19 protein-coding genes are annotated in these 26248 nt (G+C 67.7%); 3 read left to right on the top strand and 16 right to left on the bottom strand.

The window, feature by feature from the left end; translation table 11 throughout:
- Positions 1-667 precede the first annotated feature (667 nt).
- The 9 genes from ACSQ4M_RS14875 to ACSQ4M_RS14915 all read right to left on the bottom strand — a co-directional run bounded on the left by ACSQ4M_RS14875 (position 668) and on the right by ACSQ4M_RS14915 (position 12015).
- On the bottom strand, positions 668-2746 hold the full coding sequence (locus ACSQ4M_RS14875) for a TonB-dependent receptor family protein (protein ID WP_436190228.1): 2079 nt from the start codon (positions 2744-2746) through the stop codon (positions 668-670).
- A 66-nt stretch (positions 2747-2812) separates the two neighbouring features.
- Entirely contained in the window at positions 2813-4024 is a 1212-nt protein-coding gene (locus ACSQ4M_RS14880; protein ID WP_436190229.1) for a sugar phosphate isomerase/epimerase family protein, read from the bottom strand.
- A gap of 23 nt (positions 4025-4047) precedes the next feature.
- Complete coding sequence (locus tag ACSQ4M_RS14885) at positions 4048-5175, bottom strand: sugar phosphate isomerase/epimerase family protein (protein ID WP_436190230.1); 1128 nt, start codon at positions 5173-5175, stop codon at positions 4048-4050.
- Between the two features lie 55 nt (positions 5176-5230).
- Positions 5231-7477 carry an outer membrane protein assembly factor BamB family protein gene (locus ACSQ4M_RS14890; RefSeq protein WP_436190231.1) on the bottom strand — a complete coding sequence of 749 codons (2247 nt, stop codon included), beginning with the start codon at positions 7475-7477 and terminating at the stop codon, positions 5231-5233.
- A 43-nt stretch (positions 7478-7520) separates the two neighbouring features.
- Positions 7521-8645 carry an ABC transporter substrate-binding protein gene (locus tag ACSQ4M_RS14895; RefSeq protein ID WP_436190232.1) on the bottom strand — a complete coding sequence of 375 codons (1125 nt, stop codon included), beginning with the start codon at positions 8643-8645 and terminating at the stop codon, positions 7521-7523.
- Positions 8646-8689: 44 nt separating this feature from the next.
- Positions 8690-9397 (bottom strand): ABC transporter ATP-binding protein, encoded by a 708-nt coding sequence (locus ACSQ4M_RS14900; protein ID WP_436190233.1) that lies wholly within the window; start codon positions 9395-9397, stop codon positions 8690-8692.
- Positions 9390-10175: an ABC transporter ATP-binding protein gene (locus tag ACSQ4M_RS14905; RefSeq protein WP_436190234.1), complete on the bottom strand. Its 786-nt coding sequence runs from the start codon at positions 10173-10175 to the stop codon at positions 9390-9392. The genes ACSQ4M_RS14900 and ACSQ4M_RS14905 overlap by 8 nt, the downstream gene beginning before the upstream one ends.
- Positions 10172-11158 (bottom strand): branched-chain amino acid ABC transporter permease, encoded by a 987-nt coding sequence (locus ACSQ4M_RS14910; protein ID WP_436190235.1) that lies wholly within the window; start codon positions 11156-11158, stop codon positions 10172-10174. The genes ACSQ4M_RS14905 and ACSQ4M_RS14910 overlap by 4 nt, the downstream gene beginning before the upstream one ends.
- Entirely contained in the window at positions 11155-12015 is an 861-nt protein-coding gene (locus tag ACSQ4M_RS14915; RefSeq protein WP_436190236.1) for a branched-chain amino acid ABC transporter permease, read from the bottom strand. Before ACSQ4M_RS14915 ends, ACSQ4M_RS14910 begins: the two co-directional genes overlap by 4 nt.
- A gap of 259 nt (positions 12016-12274) precedes the next feature.
- Here ACSQ4M_RS14915 and ACSQ4M_RS14920 point away from each other — a divergent pair, with 259 nt between their 5' ends.
- Positions 12275-13810, top strand: coding sequence for a NosD domain-containing protein (locus ACSQ4M_RS14920; RefSeq protein WP_436190237.1), 1536 nt, complete (start codon positions 12275-12277; stop codon positions 13808-13810).
- Between the two features lie 118 nt (positions 13811-13928).
- Positions 13929-14942: a Bug family tripartite tricarboxylate transporter substrate binding protein gene (locus tag ACSQ4M_RS14925; RefSeq protein WP_436190238.1), complete on the top strand. Its 1014-nt coding sequence runs from the start codon at positions 13929-13931 to the stop codon at positions 14940-14942.
- Between the two features lie 50 nt (positions 14943-14992).
- Here the strand turns inward: ACSQ4M_RS14925 and ACSQ4M_RS14930 are convergent, their stop codons facing one another.
- The 6 genes from ACSQ4M_RS14930 to ACSQ4M_RS14955 all read right to left on the bottom strand — a co-directional run bounded on the left by ACSQ4M_RS14930 (position 14993) and on the right by ACSQ4M_RS14955 (position 23818).
- Positions 14993-17638, bottom strand: coding sequence for a LuxR C-terminal-related transcriptional regulator (locus ACSQ4M_RS14930; RefSeq protein WP_436190239.1), 2646 nt, complete (start codon positions 17636-17638; stop codon positions 14993-14995).
- A 19-nt stretch (positions 17639-17657) separates the two neighbouring features.
- Positions 17658-18728 carry a Bug family tripartite tricarboxylate transporter substrate binding protein gene (locus ACSQ4M_RS14935; protein WP_436190240.1) on the bottom strand — a complete coding sequence of 357 codons (1071 nt, stop codon included), beginning with the start codon at positions 18726-18728 and terminating at the stop codon, positions 17658-17660.
- A 677-nt stretch (positions 18729-19405) separates the two neighbouring features.
- The gene (locus tag ACSQ4M_RS14940; protein ID WP_436190227.1) at positions 19406-20584 is read right to left on the bottom strand and encodes an IS91 family transposase; all 1179 of its coding nucleotides are present in this window, start codon (positions 20582-20584) and stop codon (positions 19406-19408) included.
- Between the two features lie 9 nt (positions 20585-20593).
- Complete coding sequence (locus ACSQ4M_RS14945) at positions 20594-21469, bottom strand: tyrosine-type recombinase/integrase (protein WP_436190226.1); 876 nt, start codon at positions 21467-21469, stop codon at positions 20594-20596.
- 496 nt (positions 21470-21965) lie between these two features.
- Positions 21966-22361, bottom strand: a complete 396-nt coding sequence (locus ACSQ4M_RS14950; protein WP_436190241.1) for a hypothetical protein — start codon at positions 22359-22361, stop codon at positions 21966-21968.
- 29 nt (positions 22362-22390) lie between these two features.
- Complete coding sequence (locus tag ACSQ4M_RS14955) at positions 22391-23818, bottom strand: MFS transporter (RefSeq protein ID WP_436190242.1); 1428 nt, start codon at positions 23816-23818, stop codon at positions 22391-22393.
- Between the two features lie 144 nt (positions 23819-23962).
- Between ACSQ4M_RS14955 and ACSQ4M_RS14960 the strand changes: the two genes are divergently transcribed.
- Entirely contained in the window at positions 23963-24763 is an 801-nt protein-coding gene (locus ACSQ4M_RS14960) for an AraC family transcriptional regulator (protein WP_436194016.1), read from the top strand.
- A gap of 75 nt (positions 24764-24838) precedes the next feature.
- Here the strand turns inward: ACSQ4M_RS14960 and ACSQ4M_RS14965 are convergent, their stop codons facing one another.
- Entirely contained in the window at positions 24839-26170 is a 1332-nt protein-coding gene (locus tag ACSQ4M_RS14965; protein ID WP_436190243.1) for a PQQ-dependent sugar dehydrogenase, read from the bottom strand.
- Positions 26171-26248: the final 78 nt, after the last annotated feature.

Below are 26248 nucleotides of genomic sequence, written 5' to 3' on the forward strand. Positions count from 1 at the left end.
CCGCGGCAAACTGCCGCAGCGACGCAATCCGCGGTTTCCTCCCTCGAGGCTTGTGCGACACCTGCCCTCAGGTCGTGGCTCATCCACGACCTGCGGCTTGCCGGGCAGGTATCTCACAACCCTAAACATCTGCCGTCATCCGCCTAATCGACCTGACCGTCAGCAATTCAGGCGCTAGCGGTCATTCATGCAGCCAAGCCCACCGATGACGTCATGCTCAGACCTTGGCGAGGAAGGCCGCTGCATCACCTGCTTCGCACTTCCGGTCTGCGAAGGCCCCGACCAGGTTGCATTCCACGCAGCAGCAAGCAATGTAGTACCAGCCCACGTCATGCGTGCTTTCGTACATGGAGACGCCGAACAAGCGTCCGTGAGCTATTGACGGACGTCTCTACGGTCATTCGAATTTCCCAGCAATCCCCCAGGCCATAAGCAGGATGTAAAGGCAAGCGAAAGCGAGGCAGAAGCATCTGACCATACGACCATTCAATGGCCTGTCCTCTTCACCAGCGGATTTTCCGCTGCCTTGTCGAGGCCGAACGGAGCCCGTGGATGGGATGCCTAGTTGCTGTGTCGATGCGGCTTCGAACGTTTGTTGCACGGGCTTGTCTCCTCTCGGGTGTCATGCGTTTGCGAGATGCAAACCATCGAAGAATCAGTGCGAATCTCAGTAGCTCAGACAAACAGATAGCCCCACGAGCCAGTTGCGCCCTGGCGCGGGCTCGAAGAAACGGCTGTTGCCTTCGTTGACGATGACCGAGCCCGCGTAGCGCTTGTCCAGCAGGTTGTCCGCGCGCACGAAGCCTTCCAGCTGCCAGCCGCCCAGCCGCGCGGCATAGCCCGTGTACAGGCCCAGCACGCCGTAGCCGGCCGCCGCATCGCTGTTGGCGTCGTTCACCATCACACGGCTCAGTGCGCGCCAATCGGCACCGGCGCGCCAGCCCTGCGGCGGCACCCAGCCGGCGCTGGCGTACAGGCTGCTCTTGGCCAGGCCCGGCATGCGCGCGCCAGCGTTGGCACCGTCGCGGTAGCGCGCATCGAGGAAGGTGGCCGCCACCTGCGTGCGCAGGTGCTGCAGATAGCGCTGCTCCCAGGCCAGCTCCAGGCCGTTGCGCCGCGTCTTGCCGGCGTTCTGCGCGGTGGAGCGGCCGTTGACGGTGCTGGTCACGATCTCGTCTTCGGTGCCGGTGCGGAACACCGCGGCCGTCCATTCGCCGAGCGCCGCGCTGCGGTGCTTCAGGCCCGCCTCCACGCTCCTGCTGCGCGCCGGCTGCAGGCCGAAGTTCAGGCCGGGCTGCTGGTCAGGCCGGTAGGACAGCTCGTTGAGCGTGGGCGTCTCGAAGCCCTTGCCGGCCGAGGCGTACACCCGCAGGCTTTCCGTGACGGCGAAGCTGGCGCCGAACACGGGCAGCGTGGCGCCATAGCGTGCCTGCCCGCTGTCGTCCGGGTTGACACCGACGATGTAGCGGTCCTGCGAATCGAAGCGCACGCGGCTGTGGCGCAGGCCTGCGTTCAGCGTCCAGCGCTGGGTCAGGCGCCAGTCGGCCTGCAGGTACTGGTCGAAGTTGCTCACGCGGTTGCGCTCGTCGCGGCGCAGCGCGCCCTGCACGCCCAGGGTGCTGCCGACGAAGTTGGTGTAGCCGCGCCGGTCCTCGCGCAGGCCGTCGTAGGCCAGGCCCGCCACCACGGTCAGCGGCGCGTCGGCCAGCAGCGTGCGCCAGGTCCAGCGCAGGTCGGCGCCGGCGTAGTCGCGGTCCAGGTCGATCACGCCGCCAGGGTGGCGCGGGTTGTTCTGCACCGCGACCGGGATCGACTGGTACTGCGTGGTGCCGCGCTGCCCGCCGTACAGCGTGGCCTGCAGCGCATGGGCTTCGCTCAGGTGGTGCTCGTAGACCAGGCCGGCCTGGGTCTGGTCCATGTTCTTGCGCGTGTTGAAGTTCAGGGCCGCCGGATCGACGCCGCGCGGGTTGGCCTGCCACTGCGCGCGCGACAGACCCAGCGGATCGTCGGCCTTGGGCAACACCACCCGGTTCGCCACCAGCGTGAGCTTGCCGTCCTCGTGCGGGCGCAGCGTGAGCTTGGCATTGGCCAGGGGGCGGCGTGCCTCGCTGTGCTCGCGGTAGCCATCCGTGGCGAAGCGGCTGGCCGACAGCACATAGCCCACGCCACTGTCGTTCAGCCCGGTATTGCCGCTCACCTTGGCGCCGAAGCGCAGCAGCCCGTCGCTGCCCGCCGCCGTGTCCAGCCGCAGCTTCGGCGCACCGCGCCCCTCCTCGGTGAACACCTGCAGCACCCCGCCCGAGGAGTTGCCGTACAGCGCCGAGAACGGCCCGCGCAGCACCTCGATGCGCTCGGCCGAGGCCAGGTCCACGTGCGAGAGCTGGCCCTGGCCGTCGGGCTGGGTGGCGGGGATGCCGTCCACGTACAGGCGCAGGCCGCGGATGCCGAAGGTGGCGCGCGTGCCGAAGCCGCGCATGGAGATCTGCACGTCCTGGGCGTAGTTCTGGCGCTCGCGCGCCTGCAGGCCGGGCACGCTGCCCAGGGCTTCGGAGATGTTGACCTGGGCGCGGCCCTGGCGCAGCTCGTCGCCGTTCACGCTGCTGATCGAGGCCGGAACCTCCTGCGGGTCGGCCTCGGTGCGCGTGGCTGTGACGACGACGGACTGCAGGGGCGCGCCGGGCTGCGCACTGGCAGCGAGCGGCATGGCCCACGCCAGCGCGCAGGCTGGCAGGAAGCGCAATGGCATGTTGGTGGTGAGCAGTGGGGAAGGGAAACGGATGCGCCCGGTCGGGCGCATCCACGCACGCGGTGCTCAGCTCAGGCGGATGGCGGGCCAGCCGGCATCCAGCGCCGCCTGGCGGTACACCGCCAGATCCTTCCTCAGCTCCTCGGTCAGGAAAGCCGGCGTGAGGTTGCCACTGGCGAGCTGTGCATGGTCGGACCAGAAGGTGGTGTTCAGGCTCACGCTCTGGTTGTTCAATCCAGTCACGCTGTACTCGTACTGCGCCTCGGCCGGGCCGGTGTAGCCGCCCTGCAGCAGCAGCTGGAAGAACTCCCGCCACTGCACCATGCCCTGGCCGGCCGCCGTCCACGCCGAACTGACGGCGCCGGTGCCGGCATTGCGCTGCACCAGGCTGTCCTTCAGGCCCACGCTCTTGATGTCCGGCATCGCATAGCGCACATTGGTGCGCCAGGCCGACAGCGGGCTCTCCACCACCATGTGGCCGATGTCGAAGTTCAGCGCCAGTTCGCTGGCATCGAAGCGCTCGAGCATGTAGACCAGATCCCAGACCGAGCGCGCGTTGTTGCCGCCCGAGAAGGTGTGGTAGACCGCCGTCATGCCCAGGCGCCTGTTCAGAGCTGCCAGCGCCACCACGCGCTCGGCGAAAGCGTCCAGCTGTTGCTTGAGCTGTCTGCCGAAAGGCTGGGCTTGGCCGTCCCTGGCCGCCACGTCGTAGCTGAATCCGCCCCACCGGTACAGCGCGATGCCGTTGTCGTTGGCCACACGTAGGATGTCCTCGGCCATGACCGGCACGCCATTGCGGGTGTTGGCCGCTGTCGTCGTGTCCACGATGTTGCAGGTCATGTGGCGGCAGCGGGCGCCGGTGGAGCGGATGCCTTTCAACATCAGCGGCAGGTTCACGGCCGGGTCCACGCGGGTGGGATCGACATGGCCGGTACTGCGCACCGTCAGGTCCACCCAGCGGTAGCCGATCTCCTGCGCCTTCTCGCCGAGCTTGACGCCGACCTCGAAGGGCTTGGTATCGGCTTCGGCCTGCGTGCTGACCCACTGCAGGTGACGCGAGAACATCGTGAAGGCGAGGCCATCGGGCGCCACGTCCGGGCGCGGTCCGACCGTGTCGCCTGGATCGGTACCGGGGTCGGTACCCGGGTCGGTTCCCGGGTCGGGGCTCGGGCCAGGCCTTGCCGGTTCATCGCCACCACCGCAGCCTTGCATCAGCAGCAGTGCCGCCAGCGTGCCGCCCAGCCGGCTCCCATCTGCCAGGAAATTTCTTCTGTCCATCTCGGTCTCCTTGCGCGGTGGCATCAGCTCAGCCGCGCGGCGGGCCAGCCGGCGTCCAATGCGGCCTGGCGGTACACCGCCAGGTCCTTCTTCAGTTCTTCGGTCATGAAGGCCGGTGTGATGTTGCCGCTGGCAAACTGTGCGTGGTCGGACCAGAACGTGGTATTCAGGCTCACGCTCTGGTTGTTCAGGCCGGTCACGTTGTATTCGTACTGGGCCTCGGCCGGGCCGGTGTAGCCGCCCTCGAGCAGCAACTGGAAGAACTCCTTCCACTGCACCATGCCCTGGCCTGCGGCCGCCCAGGAGGAAGCGACCGCGCCGGTGCTTGCATTGCGCTGCACCAGACCGTCCTTCAGGCCAACGCTCTTGATGTACGGCAGCGCATGGCGCACGTTTGAGCGCCAGGCGGACAGGGCGCTCTCGGTCACCATGTGGCCGATGTCGAAGTTCAGCGCCAGATCGGCCGGATCGAAGCGCTCGAGCATGTGCATCAGGTCCCACACGGAGCGGCCGTTGTTGCCGCCCGAGAACGTGTGGTAGAGGGCTGTCGCGCCGTAGCTGCGGTTCAGCGTCGCCAGCGCGGCCACGCGTTCGGCGAAGGCATCGAGCTGCCGCAGCAACTGCTTGCCGAAGGTGTCCTCGGACGTGGTGTACGAGAACCCGCCCCAGCGGTACAGCGCGATGCCGTTGTCGTTGGCGACGCGGAGGATGTCCTCGGCCATGACCGGCACACCGCCGCGCGTGTTGGCGGCCGTCGTCGTGTCCACGATGTTGCAGGTCATGTGCCGGCACTTGGCGCCGGTGGAACGAATGCCGTTCAGCATCAGCGGAAGGTTGACCGCCACATCGACGCGCGAAGGGTCGACGTGCCCGGTGCTGCGCACCGTCAGATCGATCCACTGGTAGCCGATCTCCTGCGCCTTCTCGCCGATCCTCACGCCCACGTCGTAAGGCAGGGACTCGGCCTCGCCCTGCGTGCTGACCCACTGCAGGTGGCGCGAGAACATCGTGAAGGCGATGCCATCGGGCGCGGCGTCGGGCCGCGGCCCCACGGCGGCCGCGGCCTGGTTGGCGGCCTGCGCGAGCAGCAGCCCGGCCAGCGCACCGCCCAGCCGGCGCCCGTCCGTCAGGAAGCTTCTTCTGTTGTCCATGTCTGTCTCCTTGGCCGCCGCCGCGCGTCTTGTGGCACGGTGGCGGCACGGTTGCTCACTGCACGATGATCTTGCCGGTCTGGCGCGGGTACACGCAGTCGTTGAAGAAGTACTCGCCCGGCGTGGTGAAGGTGTGCGTCGCCGACTGGCCGGGGCGCAGCACGCCCGTGTCCAGGCCGCCGTCGTAGAAGGTCGTCGCGCAGTGGTTGCTGGCGTTGGCCGAGGGGTTGGTGAAGGTCACCGTCTGCCCGGCGCGGATGCTCAGAACCCGGGGCGCGAAGGACGCGTCGCCGGTGACGACCTCGGTTGGGGACGGGGCATTGTTGGTCCAGGTGCGGCCCAGCGTCACCACCGTGCCGACGGCGTCGCCCGACACCGCGGCGGTCGTGATCGGTTGGCGCACCGGCGGTGCGGTGGGCGTCGCGGCCTGCGTCGTGATAGCGCCGTTGATCTTGAACGACCAGAGGAAGTCACCCTGCGGCGAGTTGTACGGCAGGCCGTTGCCGCCGGCGAACACCGCGACGTACTGCTCGCCATCGATCTCGTAGGTGATCGGCGTGGTGTGCACACCCGCGCCGGTCTGGAAGCGCCACAGCTCCGCGCCGGTCTTCACGTCCAGCCCCAGCAGGTTGCCATCGGGCTGGCCGATGAACATCACGCCGCCCTTGGTGCTCAGGATACCGTTGCCGTGCGCGAGCGACCAGGGCATGTCGCGCTCCCAGGCGATGCGGTTGGTGCGCGGGTCCATGGCCACGATGCGGCCGTTGCGGACCTCGCCCGCGGGACGGAAGAAGCCGGTGTTCGTGAAGCCGGAGTTGATGTTGCCGGCACCGATGTACAGCAGGCCGGTGTCGCGGTTGAATGAGTAGGCGTTCCAGTCCGCCGCGCCGCCCGTGCCAGGGGCGCTGGTGACCGGCGTGTCCCAGAACGGCGTGTAGACGCAGCCATAGTCGTAGTTGGGCACTGGCCGGTGCGCCAGGTTCTCGGCCTCGGGGTTCACGCACATGATGGAGAACGGATCGCCCTTGGGGATCGGCTGCGTGGGCCAGGTCTTTTGCCGTGCTTCCTGTGGCACCGGCTGCTCTTCCACGCCGATGATGGGCTCGCCTGTGAGGCGGTCCAGCACGAACAGCAGGCCGCCCTTGGAGCCGTAGAACACGGCTTTGCGGAGCTTGCCCGCCACGGTGATGTCGGCCAGCACCGGCGCGTGCACGTTGTCCAGGTCCCAGATGTCGTGGTGGATGGACTGGAAATGCCACTTGCGCTTGCCCGTGGTCGCGTCGATGGCCACGATGGAGTTGGCATACAGGTTGCTGCCGCCGCGGGCCGATCCGTTGGTCGCCGACATCGCACCGCCCTGGCGCGCGTTGCCGAAGGTGTAGTAGACGAGGTTCGCACCGGGGTCCACGGCCGGGTGCATCCAGGGCGAGGCACCGCCCTGCAGGCCGGACTCGCCCTCCCAGGTCTTGGCGTCGTCGCCTTCCTGCGCCACGCCGGCGAACTTCCAGGCAACGTCGCCGGTCTCCGCGTTGAGCGCATAGGCCGAACCCAGTGCACCGTCGGTGGTGCCGAAGTGGATGAAGCCGTTGTAGTAGATGACGGCCGTCTTCAGGCCGCTGACGCCTGCGTCGACGATGGTCTTCTTCCAGACCAGGTTGCCATTGGCCTTGTCGATGGCGTAGACGTTCTTGCCCGCGCCGGTGGCGTAGATGTGCTTGGGGCCGATGGCCACGCCACGCTGCAGTGCGTTGCCGTCGCCGCTCGTGAAGGTCCAGATCTTCGCGCCGGTCTTGCCGTTGACGGCGTGGACGTTGCCCTGCGACGTCTTCACGTAGAGCACACCGTTCTCGGCCACCACGGTGGACTGCTGGCTCTGGTTGGTCGCACCGCCTTCGACGTTGTTCACCCAGGCTCCGCGCACCAGGTTCAGGTTGGCCGGCGTGATGCGGGCGAGCGAGGAATAGCTCTGCTGGCCGTAGTTCCCCCCGACCATGGGCGAGTCGGCGCCCGTCGCCGAGCAGCAGTCGTCCGGCTGGGTCGGCTCGGCCTTCTCCTTGCCCAAGTACTTCTTGGGCTTGGTCCAGCCCGCGAACCAATGGCCAGGCTCGTCGTCCTCGCCCCAGGTGCGCTGGAACAGCCAGTGGTCGGCCTGCTTCTGGATGCCGGCCGGCACCACCTCATCGGCGGTCAGCCGCGTTTCCTTCTTGTCATCGCCGCCGCAGGCGGCCAGCAGCGCCAGCACAGCGGCGCCGGCCACGGACAGTCGCAGCGCGTGGGCTGCCTTTGCTCTGGTGTCGTTCATCTCAGGGTCTCCTCGGTGATCTTTGGTTGGAAAAGGGTGGTGCTCAGGGCGCCAGCGGAACGTTGAACAGCTGGCCGCCCACACGCTCGACCTTGTGCAGGCGCACGTCCTGCACGACTTCGCGCGTGGCCGGGTCGATGGCGAACTTGCCGCGCGGGCTCTCGAAGGACACGGCCTTCATCGCGTCGAGCAGGGCCTGACCGCCTTCGCCCTTGGTCTTCTTGAGGCCTTCGTAGATCAGGTGCATGCCGTCGTAGGCGCCGACGCCATGGAAGTTGGGGCGCGCGCTAGCGTAGGCCTTCGTGTAGTCGGCCACGTACTTCCTGTTGACCGCCGATGGCAGCGCGGCCGAGTAGTGGAAGGACGAGATCACGCCAAGGGCCGCGTCGCCCATGTCGTTGAGCAGGTCGTCGTCGACGACGTCGCCGGTCGCCAGCACGCGGATGCCGGCCTGCGCCAGGCCACGCTCGGTGAATTGCTTCATGAAGCCCGCGCCCATGCCAGAGGGAACGAACACAAACACCACTTCGGGCTTGGCATCGCGCACGCGCTGCAGGAAGGGGGCGAAGTCCGGGTTGGCCATGGGCACGCGCAGGCTTTCCACGATCTCGCCGCCGCCAGCCTTGTAGGTCTCCACGAAGGTTTTCTCGGCGTCCAGCCCCGGGCCGTAGTCGGCCACCAGCGTGACCACGCGCTTGACGCCGTTCTTCAGCGCCCATTGCGCAGCCGGCGCCGTGACCTGCGGCAGTGTGAAGCCGCTGCGCACGATGAAGGGCGAGCGCTCGGTGATCGCGGCCGTGGCTGCGTTCATGACCACCATGGGCGTCTTGCTCTGCGTGGCGATGGGCGCCGTGGCGAAGGCCAGCGGAGTGAGTCCGAAGCCGGCCAGCACGCTGACCTTGTCCTTGAGCACCAGCTCCTGCGCGAGCCGGCGCGTGGTGTCGGCCACGCCGCCGTCGTCTTTCAGGATGACCTCGACCTTGCGCCCCGCCACGCTGTCGCCGTGTAGCGACTGGTAGAGCTTGACGTTGTTCTCGACCTGGCGTCCGGTCGAGGCGAAAGGACCGGTCATCGGCACCACCAGGCCGATCTTGATGCTCTCCTGCGCCTGGATCGCGGCGGCGCTGGCCAGCGCGACGGCGGCCAGCAGGAATCGACGTTTGTGCATGTTCATCTCCTTCGTAGAAATCGGGAATCTCGGTGTGTGCGGTCTCAGTCGCGCGCCACGGACAGCCAGCGCTCCAGCTGCTGCGGCTCGGCCAGCAGCGACGCGCTGCGCGCATGCAGCACCACTGCGCCGCGGTCCAGCACGACGGCGTGGTCGGTGATCGGCAGGATGGTCCGGGGGTTCTGCTCGACGATCAGGGCCGACATGCCCTCTTCGCGCACGACGCGGGCGATGGCGCGCAGCAGTTCCTCGACGATGATTGGCGCCAGGCCTTCCAGCGGCTCGTCGAGCAGCAGCACGCGAGGGTTCAACACAAGCGCGCGGGCCACGGCCAGCATCTGCTGCTCGCCGCCGGACAGCTGGTTGCCCAGGTTGCCGCGGCGCTCGGCCAGCCGCGGGAACATGGCGTAGGCGCGTGCCACCGTCCAAGGTCCGGGGCGCGCCACGGCCGTCAGGTTCTCGTGCACGGTCAGCGACTTGAAGGTGTTGCGTTCCTGCGGCACCCAGCCGATGCCGGCGCGCGCGCGCTGGTGCGGTGCCAGCGCCGTGATGTCAGTGCCGTCCAGGAAAATGCTGCCGGCGTGGCGGCGGGTCACGCCGATCAGCGAGTTCATCAGCGTGGTCTTGCCGGTTCCGTTGCGGCCCAGCAGTGCCAGCGAGCGGCCCTGCTTGAGTTCCAGGTCGATGCCCTGGATCACCACGGCCTGGCCATAGCCGGCCTTCAGCCCTTGCAGGCGCAGCAGCTCATCCATGCCCTTCTCCCAGATAGACGGCCTTCACGCGCGGATCGCACGAGATGTCGGCCACGCTGCCTTCGGCGAACAAGGCGCCGTTGACGAGCACGGACACCGTGCGCGCGAAGTCGAAGACGAGGTCCATGTCGTGCTCGATCAGCAGCACCGACACATCGGCGGGCAGGGCCTTGAGCGTCTCGAAGATCTCCTGGCGCTCGCCCTCGGGCACGCCGGCGACGGGCTCGTCGAGCAGCAGCACGCGCGGCTTGCAGGCGATCGCCATGGCGATCTCCAGCAGACGGCGCTTGCCGTAGGGCAGCAGTGCGACCGGCTGGTCCATCACGTCGTCGAGCTTGAACTCGTACAGCAGACGGGCGCATTCCTGCGCCACCGCGCTGCGGGCACCCAGCGGACGCCACCATTGGGCACTGCCGCCCTGCTGTGCCGATGCTGTAAGCGCCAGAGACTTCAGCGGGGTCAGCGTGTTGAACAGCTGGTTGATCTGGAAGGTGCGCACGATGCCCTGGCGCACCCGCCGGAACGGGGCGAGGTCCGTGATGTCGCACCCGTCCAGAACGATGCGGCCCGCGGTCGGTTCCAGCACGCCGGTGAGCAGGTTGACCAGCGTGGTCTTGCCGGCCCCGTTGGGGCCGATCAGCGCATGGCGCGCGCCACGCGCGACGCGCAGCGAGACGTCGTTGGTCGGCACGATGCCGCCGAAGCGCTTGACCAGGCCATGGGTCAGCAGCACGGTGTCGTCCACCATCGGCTTCTCGGGCGTAGCGGCGGCGCTCATGCCCGTCCTCTCCGGAACCAGGTCCACGGTCGCACCAGACGGTCACGCCCGACCAGCATCAGCACGACCAGGAACAGGCCGAGCCAGAAGGTCCAGTACTGCGGCGTCCAGGTCGAGAACAGGTGGTGCAGTCCCTTGAAGGCGATGGCGCCGAAGATGCCGCCATACAGGTAGCCGGCGCCGCCGATCACCACCATCAGCATCAGGTCCGCGCTAGTGTGGAAGGCCAGCACATCCAGCGAGGCGAAGGCCGTGGTCTGCGCCTGCAACGCACCGGCTGCGCCGGCCATGGCGGCGGCCACCGTGTAGACGGCGACGATGCGGGCATTGACCGACAGGCCGATGGACGAAGCGCGTAGCGCGTTGTCGCGAAGCGCCTGCAGCGACATGCCGTAGTCCGATTGCACGAGCCGGCGTGAGAGCAGCAGCGATGCGAACAGCACCACCAGCGTGTAGGCGTAGCCGGTACGGCCGACGAAGTCGAATTCGAAGCGGCCCAGCAGCGGCGCCACCGTTCCCACCTGCAGGCCGTCGGCGCCGCCGGTCAGGCCGGCGAAGCGGTTGGCCAGCTCGTACAGCACCGAGCACACGCCGATCGTGACCATGAGCCGCGTCAGATCGGTTCCGCGCAAAACCAGGAAGCTGGTGGCCAGCCCCAGCAGCGCTGCCATCGCCGTGGCCGCGGCCAGGCCCAGCAGCGGGTCGGGGAACACATGCATGCCCAGCAGCGCGGCACCGTAGGCACCCAGCCCGAAGAAGGCCGCATGACCCAGCGACACCACGCCGGCATAACCCAGCACCAGGTCCAGAGAGACGGCGAACAGCGCCGTGATGGCAATCTGGTTGAGCAGCGCCACGTGCGCGTCGGGCGCCCACCAGGAGGCGGCGAGCGCCGCGAGCAGCGCGATCTCCCACCACTTCCAACGGGCATCGGCGCGCAGGCTGGCGGCCACGCGGGTGGCCAAGTTCACGTCGGCGCTCATCGTGCACCCGCCCGCGAGAACAGGCCGTTCGGACGCACCACGAGGATGGCGATCATCAGGCTGTAGACGATGAAGGAGCCGAATGCCGGCACGTAGTACTTGCCCATGACGTCGGCAAGGCCGAGCAGCAGGGCGGCCAGCAGCGGGCCGGTGATGGTGGCGGTGCCGCCGACCGACACCACGATCAGGAAATAGACCATGAACTTCAGTGGAAAACTGGGATCCAGGCCCAGCACGTCGGCGCCGAGCGCACCGCCCAGGCCGGCCAGGCCGGAGCCCACGGAGAAGGTGAGCAGGAAGATGGCGTTGACGTTGAGGCCCATGCCGCTGGCCACGCGGGCGTCATCGACGGAAGCGCGCAGGCGGCTGCCGAAGCGGGTGCGCGCCAGCGTGAACTGCAGCGCCAGCGTCAGCACTGCACACAGCAAGATGATGAACAGCCGGTACTTGCCGATGCCGACGCCGGCCAGGTCGTAGCGCCCCTGCAGCCAGCCGGGCAGCTGCACGATCTGCTGCTGCGAGCCGACGAAGTAGTCGATGCCGGCCATGGCCATGAAGACCAGGCCGATGGAGAACAACACCTGGTCCAGGTGGGGCCTGCCGTACATCGGGCGGTACAACACCCGCTCGAGCACGGCGCCGAGCGCCGCGGTTGCGAGGAACGCCGCCGGCAGGCACCACAGGAACGGCACGCCCGCGCGCCCCATGAGCAGCACCGCCACATAGCCGCCGGCCATGGCGAAGGCGCCGTGCGCGAGGTTGACGAAATTCATCAGACCCAACGTGACGGCCAGCCCCACGGCAAGCACGAACAGCAGCATGCCGTAGGCAATGCCATCGAAAACGAGCGTCAGCATGCCGCTTCACGCGGTGCAGACCCACTCTTCATCCCCCCCATCGCGCCTCCCTGTTAAGTGAACGGCGGAATTTTTCCGGGCGGGGTGCGCTGCGTCGCCTAACCAGGGTTAACTTCCGGGCTGCGGGTATTCCCCAGAGTACGGTGGCCGGCGGTGCTAACCAAGGTTAGTAGCGCAGGGTCGGATGCGGAATCAAGACTCGGCCAGCTGCTCGATGGCGGCGACCAGTCCTGAACAACGAATCCAAAGGGGAAACACCATGGCCCATCGGCCGAAAATCTATGTGCGTGCGCTGGCAACGTTGCTGGGCTCAGGCCTGCTCCTGGCGGCCTGCGGCGGCAGCGGCAGCGAGGACGCGCAGCCCGAAACGCCGACGCCCTCGGACCCGCGCACGCCGCTGGCCGTGACCAAGGCCGGCGACGACGGCAGCGAAGGCACGCTGCGCTGGGCCATCCAGCGCAGCAATGCGAATCCCGGCACCTACCGCATAGTGCTGACGCCACCGGCCGGCGGGCTGGAGATCAAGCCCACGACCGAGCTGCCGGTCCTGGTCGGCCCGGCGCGCATCGAAGGTCCCTGGACCGGCGAAGGCACGCCGACGGTGGCGCTCGATGGTTCGGCGCTGTACGACACCGGCATCCTGAACGAGGCCGGCAATCCGGTCGCCTGCCCGGGCCAGACCTCGGGCTTCGGCGCCAACGTGCGCTCGTTGCGCAACCCGGGCCTGGCCGTGGTCGATACGGGCAACGTGGAGATCACCGGCTTCGAGGTCCGCAACTTCTGTTCCGGCATCATGCTGTTGCGCAGCAAGGCCAACCATGTGCACCACATGAAGCTGGTCAACAACCGCGGCGCGGCCGGCGTGCTCGTGACGGGCGACGCGGGCGATACGGCCGGCAGCGCCACCAGCGGCCTGAGCGTGGACAACATCGTCGAATACAACGTCTTCCTCAACAACAGCGACTCCATGGACGTGGCGCGGGGCAGCGAGAACACGCTGATCCAGTTCAACAAGTTCGTCATCGATGCGCAGGGCATCGTGCCCTCGCAGGCCATCGAGATCCTGAGTTCGAGCAACAACAAGGTGTTCGACAACGAGGCCTCGGGCTTCGCCGAGGCCTTGCAGATCGGCGGCAACAACCACGAGATCGCGCGCAACACGCTGTACGGCAATTCGATCGCCTTCACCATGAGCGGCAGCGGCAACAAGGTCTACGACAATGTGGTGCACAGCAACCGGCTCGGCATCTCTACGCGGGGCGGTGCCATCACGCTGAGCCGCAACCTGGTGTGGGACCAGGGCAAGGACATCTCGCTGTGCAATGCCGGTGGCATCTGCAGCACCAACGCCAACTGGTTGAACGCGCGTCTGGGCATCAGTCTGAACGGCTCCACAGGCCATGTCGCGAACGACCTGGTCGCGAACTGCACGGACGGCTACGCCGACTGCGACACGCGCCAGAACTACCCGGTGCTGACAGCCTCGACCTGGCAGCCCTCCGGCTTCACGGTCAATGGCACGCTGGCCTCGCGGCCCAGCACGGCCTTCGTGATCGAGTTCTTTGCCAGCCACAAGCCCGGCGTGGTCGACGGCTGGGGCGAGGGTGAGGTCTACCTCGGCAAGCTGGAGGTCAGCACCGATGCCAACGGCACGCTGACGTTCAGCTTCCCCACCGGAACAAGCGACCCTCTGAAGGATGGCACCAAGTCGGTCTACTTCACCGCCACTGCGACGAGGGTCAGCAACGGCCAGACATCGGAGTTCAGCCAGGCGATCCTGGTGGCCGCGCCCTGAAGCCAGCCGTACGCGCCTGCAAGCGCGTACATGCACCCTCGAAGCATGAAGAAGGCGCCAGACAATTCCAAGGTCGGCGCCTGTTCAACCATTGCTGACCCCGAATAGGAGACACATCGTGAAAGAGTTCCCCGCCAAGCGGCGCACCGCTTTGTTCAATCTGTCGGCGATGGCAGTCGCCCTGGTCGCATCTTCTTTCAGCGCTCCAGGGCAAGCCCAGGACGCCGCCAAATGGCCGACACGCACGGTGCGGCTGATCACGCCGTATCCCACCGGAGGTGCGCCGGACACCATCGCCCGCGTGCTGGCCGAGAAGCTCTCGCGTAAGTGGGGGCAGTCGGTCATCGTGGAGAACCGGCCTGGCGGCAACGGCTTCATCGCCATCGACGCGTTCAAGCGCGGCGCCAAGGATGGGCATGACCTGATCCAGCTGGACAGCGTGCACGTCGCCGCCTACCCCTACCTGTTCAAGAAGCTGCCGTACGACCCGGCGAAAGACTTCGATGTGCAGGCCACGCTGTGGAAGGCCTACATGATGTTCGTCGTTCCCAGCACCAGCAAGTACAAGACCGTGGGCGATGTGGTCGCCGATGCGAAGGCGAACCCCGGCAAGATCGACTACGGCTCCTGGTCCATCGGCAACCCGGTGCACCTGGGCATGGAGGAGTTCCAGCACCTCACCGGCACGTCGATGCAGCATGTGGTCTACAAGGAGACCTCGCAGCTCTACACGGCCGTGGCCACGGGCGAACTGCCGGTCACCCAGGGCACAGCAGGCACGACCAGCCCGATGTACAAGGCGGGCAAGGTGCGGTATCTGGCGGTGAGCGCGCCGCAGCGCCTGTCGGCCTATCCCGACGTGCCCACCGTGGCCGAGGCCGGTGGCCCGAAGGACTACGAAGTCAGCGGCTGGAACGTGATCGCTGCGCCTAAGGGGCTGCCAGCGGCAGTCAGCGAAAAGATCCGCCAGGACATCGCGGAGGCTGTGGCCAGCAAGGACGTGCAGGACCGCTACGCGCTGCTGGGGTATGTGGAGCTGTCGCTAGACCGCGCGCAGACCGAGACCTTCATCCAGGCAGAAACGAAGCGGCATGAAGCCATCATCAAGCGCGCGAAGATCGAACTGGAGTAGCGCGGCCGGCCTGCGCTGCGAGAGCCCCGGCGCGTCAGCCGGGGCCGCGGCTAGCGCAACAGCAGCATCTTGCGCCCGATCGACACGGCCTCCACCCGGTTTCGTACGCCAAGCTTGGCAAACAGCCGGTTCACGTACTGTTTAGTCGTTCCGATGGTGAGCTCCAGTTCTTCCGCAATTTCCTGGTTGCGGTAGCCCCGGTCGAGAAGAGACAGGACTTCGACGTCCCGTTTCGTCAAGGGGTCCAGCAGCGCCGGCGGTAGGCCTGCGTTCGAATCGGAGCCAGCGGGCCGCGCAGCGCTGCCCGTCGGCAGCATCGCGACCACTTCCGCGGGGATGCCGCTCAATGTGGCCATCGTCGCGGACAACGGCTCGCCCTCTTCCAGCAATGCCCTTCGCGCGCCGTTGAACGATGCCAGGACCAGGGCCCGTTCAAGGGCACGACGCTCTGACGATCTGTTGCCAATCAGCTGCCAGCAGCGTGCTTGCAACACCTCGATCAAGATGCGCGTGCCGTCGAAACCGAACTTGCGCGCGGTGTCGTCCAGTCGACCAAGGAAGTGAAGAGCGTCCTGTGGCTTGTGCTGCAGCAGCATCACTTTCGCGCGCAGCAGGCAGATGCCGCTGCCGGCCCGCCCGACGGCGAAGCCCGGGTAGCTCAGCGCCTGCAACGCTGGCAGAACCTGTCCAGCGGCGACGTGCAGCTCTGCCGCAAGCAACTCGATGACGCCGGCTCGCCGGGGGCTATGGGCCACGAGCAGCCGTTCGCGGGAGCGTGCGAGTGCACCCCACGCCAGCTCGCGCTCTCCCTGCGCCCATTGGATTTTTGCCAGCACCCTGTGCGCGTGCAGTTCGTAGTAGACAACGCCACGCGCACGGCACAGCGCCAAGCCCGACTCCGCGGCCTCACGCGCGGCCTTCAGTTCGTGCAGTTCGTGCAGAACCAGGGCATGCACCACGTGTGCAGGGCCTGAAAGCGCGTCGGGCAGGCCGCGGGGACCACAGTGCTGCTGCACGGCATCCTCGCAGAGCACCCGTGCTTCACGGAGCTGGCCCTGCTCCACAAGCAGCGGGACCAGATGGAACAAAACATCGATGGCTTTGGTCGGGCGACCCATCGGGCCGTATCCGAGTTGCAGTGCGGAACGCCAGGCGGGAATGGCCTCGGTGGGTCGACCGGTCATGACCAGCGCTTGTCCTAGGAAACTGCCTGCGAGGATGCGCAACGAGACGCTTTCGGGCGCGAGATGCGCCAGCGCAGTCTGCGCAGCATCGCAAGCAGCGCGCGCATCGCCCCAGTTCAGCTCGTAGTAGGCACGGAAGACGTCCAGCACCGCTCCGTGATCGCCGTCGGCAGGGCGACGCTTCTGCTTCATCGCCAGCTCTGCGTACTGGTGGGCCTCTTCGTTGCGGCCAACCAGGCACAGGAGCCAGGCCTTACAGCCGGCCAGGTCGACATTCTCCAGAACGACGTGATCCGGAAGGGTGTCGAGCCGCGCCAGGAAAGCGTGAACGTCCCCAGATTGCAACGCATGGTCCAGCGTCCCGCTCAGCAGGCGCACGCATGCGTCGATGTCACTGGCGGCAAGCGCATGGTCCAGTGCGCAGATCGGGTTCCCTTGCTGTTCATGCCAGGCGGCGGCTCGCGCATGAAATTGCTTTGCAGACGAGATGGGAATGGCTGTGCTGAGCGCGTCACGGAGGACCCGAGGCACCCGATAGCTGCCGGGCGCCCGGCCATCTGCTGCTTCGAGAAGGTGATGCTGTAGCAGCAGGTCGATGAGCGCGCTGACGCAGCTGTCGCCTGTCACCGTTGCGCACAGGGATTCGTTGACCTGGCCCAGAAGTCCGCAGGCTTGCAGAAACGTCATCAGGCGTGGCGGCAGACTGCGCAGGATCTCCACTTCGACGAACTCGACCACGTAGGGGTGCCGTCCAGAGATTGCCGTTGCGCCCTCCTTTGATCCTGGGAACTCACCGGGATCGCCGCGATGGCGTGCGGACGAAATGGCAAGCTGCAGCATCGCTGGCCAGCCATCGGTGCTGTCCTGGAGGGCCTGCGCCTCGTCTTCACCGATCGACATTCCGGACGCGCTGCATAGCCTCTGCGCCTCGGCCGCATCGAAACGGAGGTCGCGCAGACCGATTTCCGACAGCCAGCCTTTGGCGCGCCAGCTGGCCAACGGCAAGCACGGGCGCTGGCGGGTGATCAACACAAGACGCACCGTCTCGGGAAGATGTGGGACCGCGAACTGCAGAGCACGCGCGATGGCGCGGCCATCGACGAACTGAAAGTCGTCGAGGACGATGATGACCGGCGTGTTCCATTCGCGCAGGTCCTCCAGAAGGTAGCTCAGGAGGTCCAATGGGTCGGCGTCCTGGCCACGCGCAAGCATGCCGGTGACGTCCGCAGACACGCCGGGGTGATGGCGCCTCAGAGCCGCAAGAATGTGGTGAAGCAACCGCGGACCGTTTCGATCCTTGGCATCCAGCGATACCCAGGCGACCAGGGGTGTGGCTTCTCCGTGGGAGCTCCAGTCTGCGACCAGTGTGGTCTTGCCGAAGCCGGCGGGTGCCGAGATCACCGTCACGGGACGCTCGGTGCACGCATCCATCAAACCGTGCAAACGGGCGCGTGGCTGTGCGCGCATGCCTGCCGAAGGGATCGTCGTTTTCAGTTTCTCGAGGCGGCTCATGTCTTCCTCCTTTGGTCCCCTACCTTTGGGGGCTCGACCGTTCTTGGTTCGGCGCATTCGCCTTCCATAATGCGGCTTCGGCAGCGCTGCCCCACAGGAACTGTTCTCGCCGAATCAGCTCGCGGAACTTCTCAGGCGTTCCGCCTTCAACACGCAGACCGAGGTTGCCAAAAGCGGCTCTCACCTTCTCGTCACCCAAGGCTTCGTTCAGGGCCGCATTGATCTTGTCGATGTCGGCTCGGGGAGTGCCTGCTGGAGCCAGCAACCCGGACCAGAACTGGACCTGAAGACCAGGGAGGCCCGCTTGTGCTGCGGTCGGCACGTCGGGCGGGTAACCCGGCGCTCTCGGGCCCAGGATGGCAAGGATTCGCACGGCTCCGGACTGGAGGTACGCTGCTGGCACTGCGCTGAGCTGGTCGAAGAGCACATGTATGCGGCCCGCCGCCAGGTCCGGCAACAGCTTGGTCACGCTGTTGTACGGTACATGCGCCAGGTCCACCCCTGTGGCGGCCATGAACATTTGCCCGGTCAGATGAACAACGCTGCCATCCCCAACCGAACCGAAGTTGAATGTGCCCGGCTGGGCCCGTGCCACTGCAATGAGTTCGTCGAGCGTCTCGACGCCCATCCTCGCCGATACCAAGACAGCTGCCGGAGCACTGGCAATGAGGCCGACCGGCTCAAACGAGGCAGCGGAATAGGGAACGGCCCCGCGCGCGGCAGGCAGCACAGCCAGAGTGGAAACTGTTCCCATCCCCACGACTTTGCCGTCTGCAGGAGACCGAGCCAGCGCAGCCATCCCGATGGCGCCTGCCGCGCCGGCCTTGTTCAGAACGACCACGGGCCGTTGCAGCTCTTCCGACATCGCGCTGGCCATCGTTCGGCCAACGATATCGATAGAACCCCCAGGTCCATAGGGCACGACCAACGTAAGCGGATCTGAAGCGCGAAATCCTAGGAGCTGTCCTGCTGGAGAGCCCCAAGCGAAAAGTGCGGCAACAACGAGGAGTGTTCGAACAATGCGGCTCCGAACGACCGCGCCTCTGCCGGACTTGTTGTCTCCATGGTCCGTCATGTCACGAAGTGTCATGGAACCGAAACGTTGGGCCAAGAGACCGCTGTGGCTAGCAGGTATGCCCGATTGATATATCGCGCGCCGTGAAATACGAGTTCAAGAAGGTTGTGCAGATTCTTTTCTATGGGCGAGGAGACATGCTGGAGCGCGGGCGCAGCTATCTGGCCTCAATCGGACCCCTGCAAGCGGGGTCTGTCTCTCTGAGGGGTTTATGCACACACGTGTCTTGAACTGAAATACGGTGCCTTGCCGAAGGCGGTGCATCGGCAGCCTGGCCGTAAACGACCGCTATGGGCAGGAACAGTCATTCAAGGCTCTGCGGCGGACGACTGCAGTTGTTTAGGGTTGTGAGATACCTGCCCGGCAAGCCGCAGGTCGTGGATGAGCCACGACCTGAGGGCAGGTGTCGCACAAGCCTCGAGGGAGGAAACCGCGGATTGCGTCGCTGCGGCAGTTTGCCGCGGCAGGCTATGGGGATTTGAGCAACGCGATGCTGGTCCTGGCGGCCAGGCTGTGGGTCCGCGCATGCCGGATGGCGCCGCCCATGACGGCGCCGCCTGATCGGATGGACCAGCAGCAGCCGGCCAACTGTGGTCCACGATGGTGACGCAGCTGCCACGCGCACGATTGCCCAGCCGGTGCAGGCCACTGGCCGATCAGCGCGTGTTGCGATCCGTGCGTGCCGTCGCTGGTCATGGCGGCGGTGCGCGGATGGCCATGCCGCGCATGAAGACCAGCAAGATGCTCATTGCCTGCCCGCAGTGCCGGCAGATGAAGGTGGCAGCTGGCGGGGCCGACGCAGCAGCGTCACTGTCCGCCGCGAGGGGCGCTGGCGGAGCCTGGAGCAGCTCGCGCGCCAACGCCAGGCTGGCCGTGCGGCAGCCGTTGGCCAGCAACCCGTAGTGACGGATGCGGTGCAGGCCTGCAGGCAGTACGTGTAGCAAGAAGCGGCGCATGAACTCCGCCGGATCCAGCGTCATGGCCTTGTGGCGCGTGCGGCCCTTGGCGCGGTAGTCCTTCCAGCGGAACGTCACGCCGCGCTCGTCCATCGCCAGCAGCCGGCTGTTGGAGATCGCCACCCGGTGGGTGTAGCGCGACAGATAGGCCAGCACGGACTGCGGCCCGGCGAAGGGACGCTTAGCGTAGACCACCCACTCGACCCGGCGCAGCGGTGCCAGCCAGCGCTTGAAGGCCGGTGCGCCGGCAAGGGTGGCCTGCTCGCCGAAGAACTGCAGCTTGCCGCCCGCGTGCAGCCGCCACAGCTCTTCAAGGAAGCGCCTTCGGAACAGGCGCGACAGCACCCGCACCGGCAGGAAGAAGCCAGGCCGGCACGCCACCCAGGTCTTGCCATCGGGGGCCAGCCCACCGCCGGGCACGATGCCGTGCACGTGCGGATGGTGCGTCAGCGCAGAGCCCCAGGTGTGCAGCACCAGTGTCGCCCCGATCCTGGCGCCCAGGTGCTTCGGATCGGCGGCGATGGTCAGCAGCACCTCGGCGGCCAGGTCGAACAGCAGCCCATAGAGCACCGCCTTGTTCTGGTACGCGATGTCCGCCACGGGCGCCGGCAGCGTGAACACCACGTGGTAATACTCCACCGGCAGCAGATCGGCCTGGCGCGCATCGAGCCAGCGCTGTGCCGCCGCGCTCTGGCACTTGGGGCAGTGCCGGTTGCGGCAGGAGTTGTAGGAGACCTGGTCGGTACCGCAGCCTTCGCAGCGCAGCACGTGGCCACCCAGCGCCGCGCTGCGGCACTGTGCGATGGCCGACATGACCTTGAGCTGGCCCAGGCTCAGGTGGCCGCGCTGGGCGGCACGCCAGGCCGGGCCATGCTGGTGGAAGACATCGGCCACCTCCAGGGCTGGCCGTCCCATGGCTGCACCTCAGGACGGCGGCAGCGGCTCCAGCGGGCCGATCACCTCGCGCAGCAGATCGGTGGCCACGTGGGTGTAGATCGCCGTCGTCTCCAGCCGCTTGTGGCCCAGCAGCACCTGGATCACGCGAATGTCCACCTTGCGCTCCAGCAGGTGCGTTGCGAACCCGTGGCGCAGCGTGTGTGTGGAGACGCGCTTGTCGATACCGGCCGCTTCAGCGGCCGCATGAATGGCGCGGTTGAGCTGGCGCGGCGTCAGTGGGTCGGTCGGGTCCATGCCCGGGAACAGCCAGCCACCGGGCCGCATGCGGCCCTGCGCATTGGCGACGCGCCACCAGGTGCGCAGACGCTGCAGCAACACCGGGCTGAGCATCGCGTAGCGGTCCTTGCGGCCCTTGCCTTGCTCCACCCTCAACGTCATGCGCTCGCCATCCACGTCGGTGACCTTCAGGTGGACGACCTCGCTGGCGCGCAGGCCCGCGCCATAGGCAACCGACAGCGCGGCCTGGTGCTTGACGTTGGTGGCCGCGGCGATCAGGCGCGTGGTCTCCTGCACGCTGAGCACCACGGGCACCTTGTGCGGCAGCTTGACCGGATGCATGCGGGCCATCAGGTCCACGCGCTGCAGCGTGACGTCGAAGAAGAAACGCAGGCCGGTCTGCGTGGCGTTCAGCGTCATGGGCGAAGTGCCCGAGTCCACCAGGTGCAGTTGGAAGTTGCGCAGGTCTTCCACGCTGGCCGTGTCCGGCGAGCGGTGCAGGTAAGCGGCCAGCTTGCGCACGGCCCGGATGTAGGCCACCTGCGTGCGTGGATCCAGCTTGCGGATGCGCATGTCTTCGAGCATGCGCTGGCGCAGCGGCGTGACCGCCGGAATGATCGTGTCCATGGTTGCAGCTCCGTCGATGAGCGAGGCGGGATTGCCTCGACATCGACGGTGGCAGCAACGCGGGAATCAAGCGGCCACGCGTCGCGCGGAGCGCCTACCGCGCGAGCGGTTTAGTCCGATGGCCGATTGCCGGTACCGAGGATCCCACGCAACTGCTCGCTGGACGGAGCACGCCCAGACAGGTCGGTGTCCGTCGGTGTCCATAAGCGCCGAACTGCGCGTTCACGTCGCCGAAACCACTGTGCACATCCACCGGAATCCGCAGTACCGGCATCAGGCAACTGCCCGCAATGCCGGACAAGCGCTCCCGCTTACACCCCGGCGTGGAGTCGGCCGACAAGCGCAAGACGGCGATCACGCGCCTGCAATACGACCCGAACCACCGCACGACCGTCTACGGCGGCATCGGCTACAGCGGTGCAGCGAGCAACCAGAATGTTCCCACCGCGGTGAAGGGAGCGGACACAGGCCGCTGGCGCGGCGTGGTCCGCCGCGCCTACACGCCCAACAGGCGGGAACCCTCGGCGAAGGCTTGCTCCACCGTGCAAACCGTGCGCATCGGCACGCCGAAGGCCTTCTCGGCGAGCATCGACTGGGCCAGCAGCGCCGCCCGCCTGACGGCATCCGGTTCCACGCTGATCACTGCCTTGCACAGCGCCGCCAGCGCCTGCTTGTTGTGCTTGAGCCAGATGCCGCGTTGCTTGCGGTCTTCATGGGATTCCTCGGCTCTCGCATGTGCGAGCACCACCACGAACGGCCGTCCGTGCGCGATCAGTGCCTGCAGCTCCGCTGCCCACCGTGCCGCGTAGCCAGGGGGTGTCTCGGCGCTCGCCAGAACCAGCGGGAAGCGGGAGACGTCGTGGATGCTGAAGTCGGTCGTTTTCAAGGTCACAGCGTTGTCCATTCGAATGAAGGTGCGCCTCAAGCCCGTGGCGTGAGACGCAGGGAGATCAACCCGCACAGCAGTGCGAGCCCCGAGGCGGCCAGGAACGCCGCATGGCTGCCCGCCAGCAGTGCGGCCTGCGGTCCAGCGGACTCCGGCTGGGCCTGCACGACGGAATGCAGCAGGGTGGCGAGCGCCGCCACGCCCAGGGCCCCGCCCAGTTGCCGCGCCGTGTTGGCCAGGCCCGAGGCCATGCCGGCATCGTGGACCGGGACGCCGGCGCTCACCGCGTGCGTGGCTGCCAGGATCACCATGCCGAGGCCGGCACCCGTGGCCAGCGTGGGGCCGAGCACGTCCACCCAGAACGCCGGCTGCGGTGGCATCTGTGCCAGCCATGCCAGACCTGCCGCGGCCACCAACGCACCCCACAGCGGCAGCCGCCGGGATGCACCAGCACCGATGGAGCGCGTGAACAGCAGGCGCACTGCCGCCAATGCGACGCCCATGGGCAGCATCGCCAGGCCGGTCTCGCGGGGGCTGTAGCCGGCGCCCTGCTGCAGGGTGCTGGAGATCAGGTAGATCGACGCCGCCAGCAACCCGCCCAGGCACAGCATCAGCAGGTTGCCGGCGGCCAGGCCGGGTACCTGGAAGATGGCCAGCCGCACCAGCGGCTGTTCGCTGCGGCGTTCCGCGCGCAAGAACAGCAGGAAGGCGCCAAGTGCCAGCACCAGGGCGCCCAGCACCGCAGGCGAGCCCCAGCCCTGGGTCGTGGACTGCGTGATGCCGTAGACCAGCGCCGCGCTGCCCAGCGTGGACAGCAGCGCACCGGGCAGGTCCAGCGCCGGGCGCGTGGCCTGGGCGCGCGGCGGCAGCAGGCTGCAGGCGACGCCTGCGCTCAGCAACAGGCCGATCGGCACGTTCACGAACATCACCCAGCGCCAGCCCGCGCCTTCGGTCAGCATGCCGCCGATCACCACGCCCAGCGCGAAACCGGCCGAGTTCAGCGCGGCCCACCAGGACAGCGCGCTGGCGCGCGCCTGCTTGTCGTGGTGCGTGGCGGCCATGACCAGTGTCATGGAGGAGGTGGCCAGGACGGCGGCACCCAGGCCCTGCGCCGCACGGGCGGCCAGCAGCAGGCCGGCATCGCGGGCCAGGCCGCCTGCCAGGCTGGCGATGGTGAACAGGACCAGCCCGGCCTGCAGCACCGGCCGCCGGCCGTAGAGATCGCCCGCCCGGGCCGCCAGCAGCATGCAGCCGCCGAAGCTCAGCAGGTAGGCGTCGATGACCCACTGCTGGGCCTCGGGCGACAAGTGCAGGTCGCGCTGCATGGCGGGCAGGGCCACGTTCACGATGGATCCGTCCATGACGACCATGAACGAGGCGAGGCAGGCGATGGCAACGACCAGCCAGGGTGGCAGGTTTGCGCGCAGCAGGGGCGCGGGTGGGGACAGTGCGGCGGTACGCATGGGGACTCCAGTGGTTCGGAGTGGCCAGTGTGGTGCCCCGGGCACGTAAGCTGATAACGTTGTTTGGACATTCAACAATGAAATCCAGCCATGTCCGCCGTGCCACCCGATGTCGCCTCTGCCGCCCCTGCCGTGTCGCCCAACATGGCGCTGCTCGAGATCAGCGAGCGGGCCGACGGCCCGCCGCTGGTCGCGGTCCGGGGCAGCGCGCAGACCGGCAGCGAGTTCGAGCTGGGCACACGCGAGACTGGCTGGCACCAGCATCTGCGCGGCCAGGTCTTCTGCATCGAGAACGGCCTGGTGCATGTGCGCACGCCGCAGGGGTCCTGGTTGCTGCCGCCGCACCGGGCGGGCTGGGTGCCGCCCGGCGTACCGCACATGGCCAGCATCAGCGGGGTGATGAGCGGCTGGAATGTGCTCGTGGCGCCTTCGGCCGCGCGTTCGCTGCCGAAGGCGCCTTGCGTGGTGGGGGTCAGCGAGCTGATGCGCTGCCTGGTGCGCCGCGCGGTGCAATGGGGCGGCCAGGACAGGCTGTCGCCGGCGCAGCGGCGCCTGGGTGCCGTGCTGCTGGACGAGCTGCGCACGGCGCCGCACGAGCCCTTGCACTTGCCCATGCCGCAGGACCGGCGCCTGGTCCGCATCGCCCACGCCGTGCTGCAGGCGCCGGGCGACGCGCGCACGCTCGACGAATGGGGCGCCTGGGCAGGGCTGTCGCCGCGCAGCCTGTCGCGGCTGTGCCAGGCCGAACTGGGCATGGGCTTCGCACAGTGGCGCCAGCAGGCGGGCCTGGTCCATGCGCTGGAAGCCCTGGCCCGGGGCGAGCCGGTCGCGCAGGTCTCCGATGCGCTGGGCTATGCCACGCCGAGCAACTTCATCGCCATGTTCCGGCGGGCCTTCGGGGAATCGCCGGGGCGCTACTTCGCCAGGCGCGGCTCGCCAGCCTGATGCACGCCTCGCCTCAGGAGGCCTGTGGGCACTGCGTTCGGCATTGCGCCGTGTCGGCGGTCGCGTGCCGTCCTCTCAGCGCCCTTCCGCGGCCACCCGCCACACGGCGTTGCCCACGTCATCGGCCACGAGCAACCCCCCGCGCTGGTCCAACGCCACCCCCACGGGCCGCCCCAGCGCCTTGCCGTCCTCGCTCAGGAAGCCGGTCAGCACGTCGCGCGGCAGCCCCTGCGGCTTGCCATCCACGAAGGACACGAACACCACCTTGTAGCCGCTGGGCGGCTTGCGGTTCCACGAGCCGTGGTTGCCGATGAAGGCGCCGGTGCCGAACTTGCCGCCCAGCGCCTGGCTGTCGCCGATCGCCAGCCCCAGCGGCGCCACGTGCGCGCCCAGCGCGTAGTCGGGCACGCGGGCCTTGGCCACCATGTCGGGCCGCGGCGGCTGCACGCGGTCGTCCACGTGCTGGCCGAAGTAGCTCCAGGGCCAGCCGTAGAAGGCGCCGTCCTCGACCGCTGTCAGGTAGTCGGGCACGAGGTCGTTGCCGAGTTCGTCGCGCTCGTTGACCACGGTCCACAGCCTGCCGCCGTGCCAGGCCAGGCCGTTCGGGTTGCGCAGGCCCGAGGCGTAGACGCGGTGCTGGCCGGTCTGCGCGTCGACTTCCCAGATGGCGGCCCGGCCTTGCTCGTTCTCCAGGCCGTTCTCGCCGATGTTGCTGTTGGAGCCCACCGTCACGTACAGCTTGCTGCCGTCGGCACTGGCGATCAGGTTCTTGGTCCAGTGGTGGTTGATCTTCGACGGCAGATCCACGAGCTTGGTCGGCTGCGCCGTGATCTGCGTCTGGCCGCTCTGGTAGGGCACGCTCACCACCGCATCCGCATTGGCGATGAACAGCGTCTGGCCCACCAGCACCATGCCGAACGGTGAGGTCAGGCCCTGCAGCAGCACGCTGCGCACCTCGGCCACGCCGTCGCCGTCGGCATCGCGCAGCAGCGTGATGCGGTCGGCGCTCGGCACGGCGGCGCCGGCACGCTTCATGAACAGGCCCTGCACCCAGCCGCGGATGGATGGCTTCTTGCCTTCGCCAGCGTTGGCCGGCTTGTTGCTCTCGGCCACCAGCACGTCGCCGTTGGGCAAGGTGGTGATCCAGCGTGGATGGTCCAGGCCGCGCGCGAAGGCGGTGACCGACATGCCCGGTGCCGGCTTGGGCATGGCGTCGGCGGGCCAGCCCTGCACGGGCGCGACCTTCACGGTGGGGAACAGGCTGGTGCTGGGCGCGGGCAGCTGCGGCGCCGAGCCGGCCACGCCGGTCTCCGGCAGCCGCGAGGTCTCGCCACAACCGGCGAGCAAGGCCAGGGCGGTGATCGCACAGAAGGCGGGAAGGCGAGGGCGCGGATGCGGGGCGGGCATGGGGGAGATCCTGTCGAGAAGAGTGGCACTCCCGCCAGCTTGACACCGGCGGGCCCGCAACGGCTGCCGGTGTGCAGG

The sequence above is a fragment of the Pseudorhodoferax sp. LjRoot39 genome, assembly GCF_964253035.1.
Classification (GTDB): Bacteria; Pseudomonadota; Gammaproteobacteria; order Burkholderiales; family Burkholderiaceae_C; genus Pseudorhodoferax.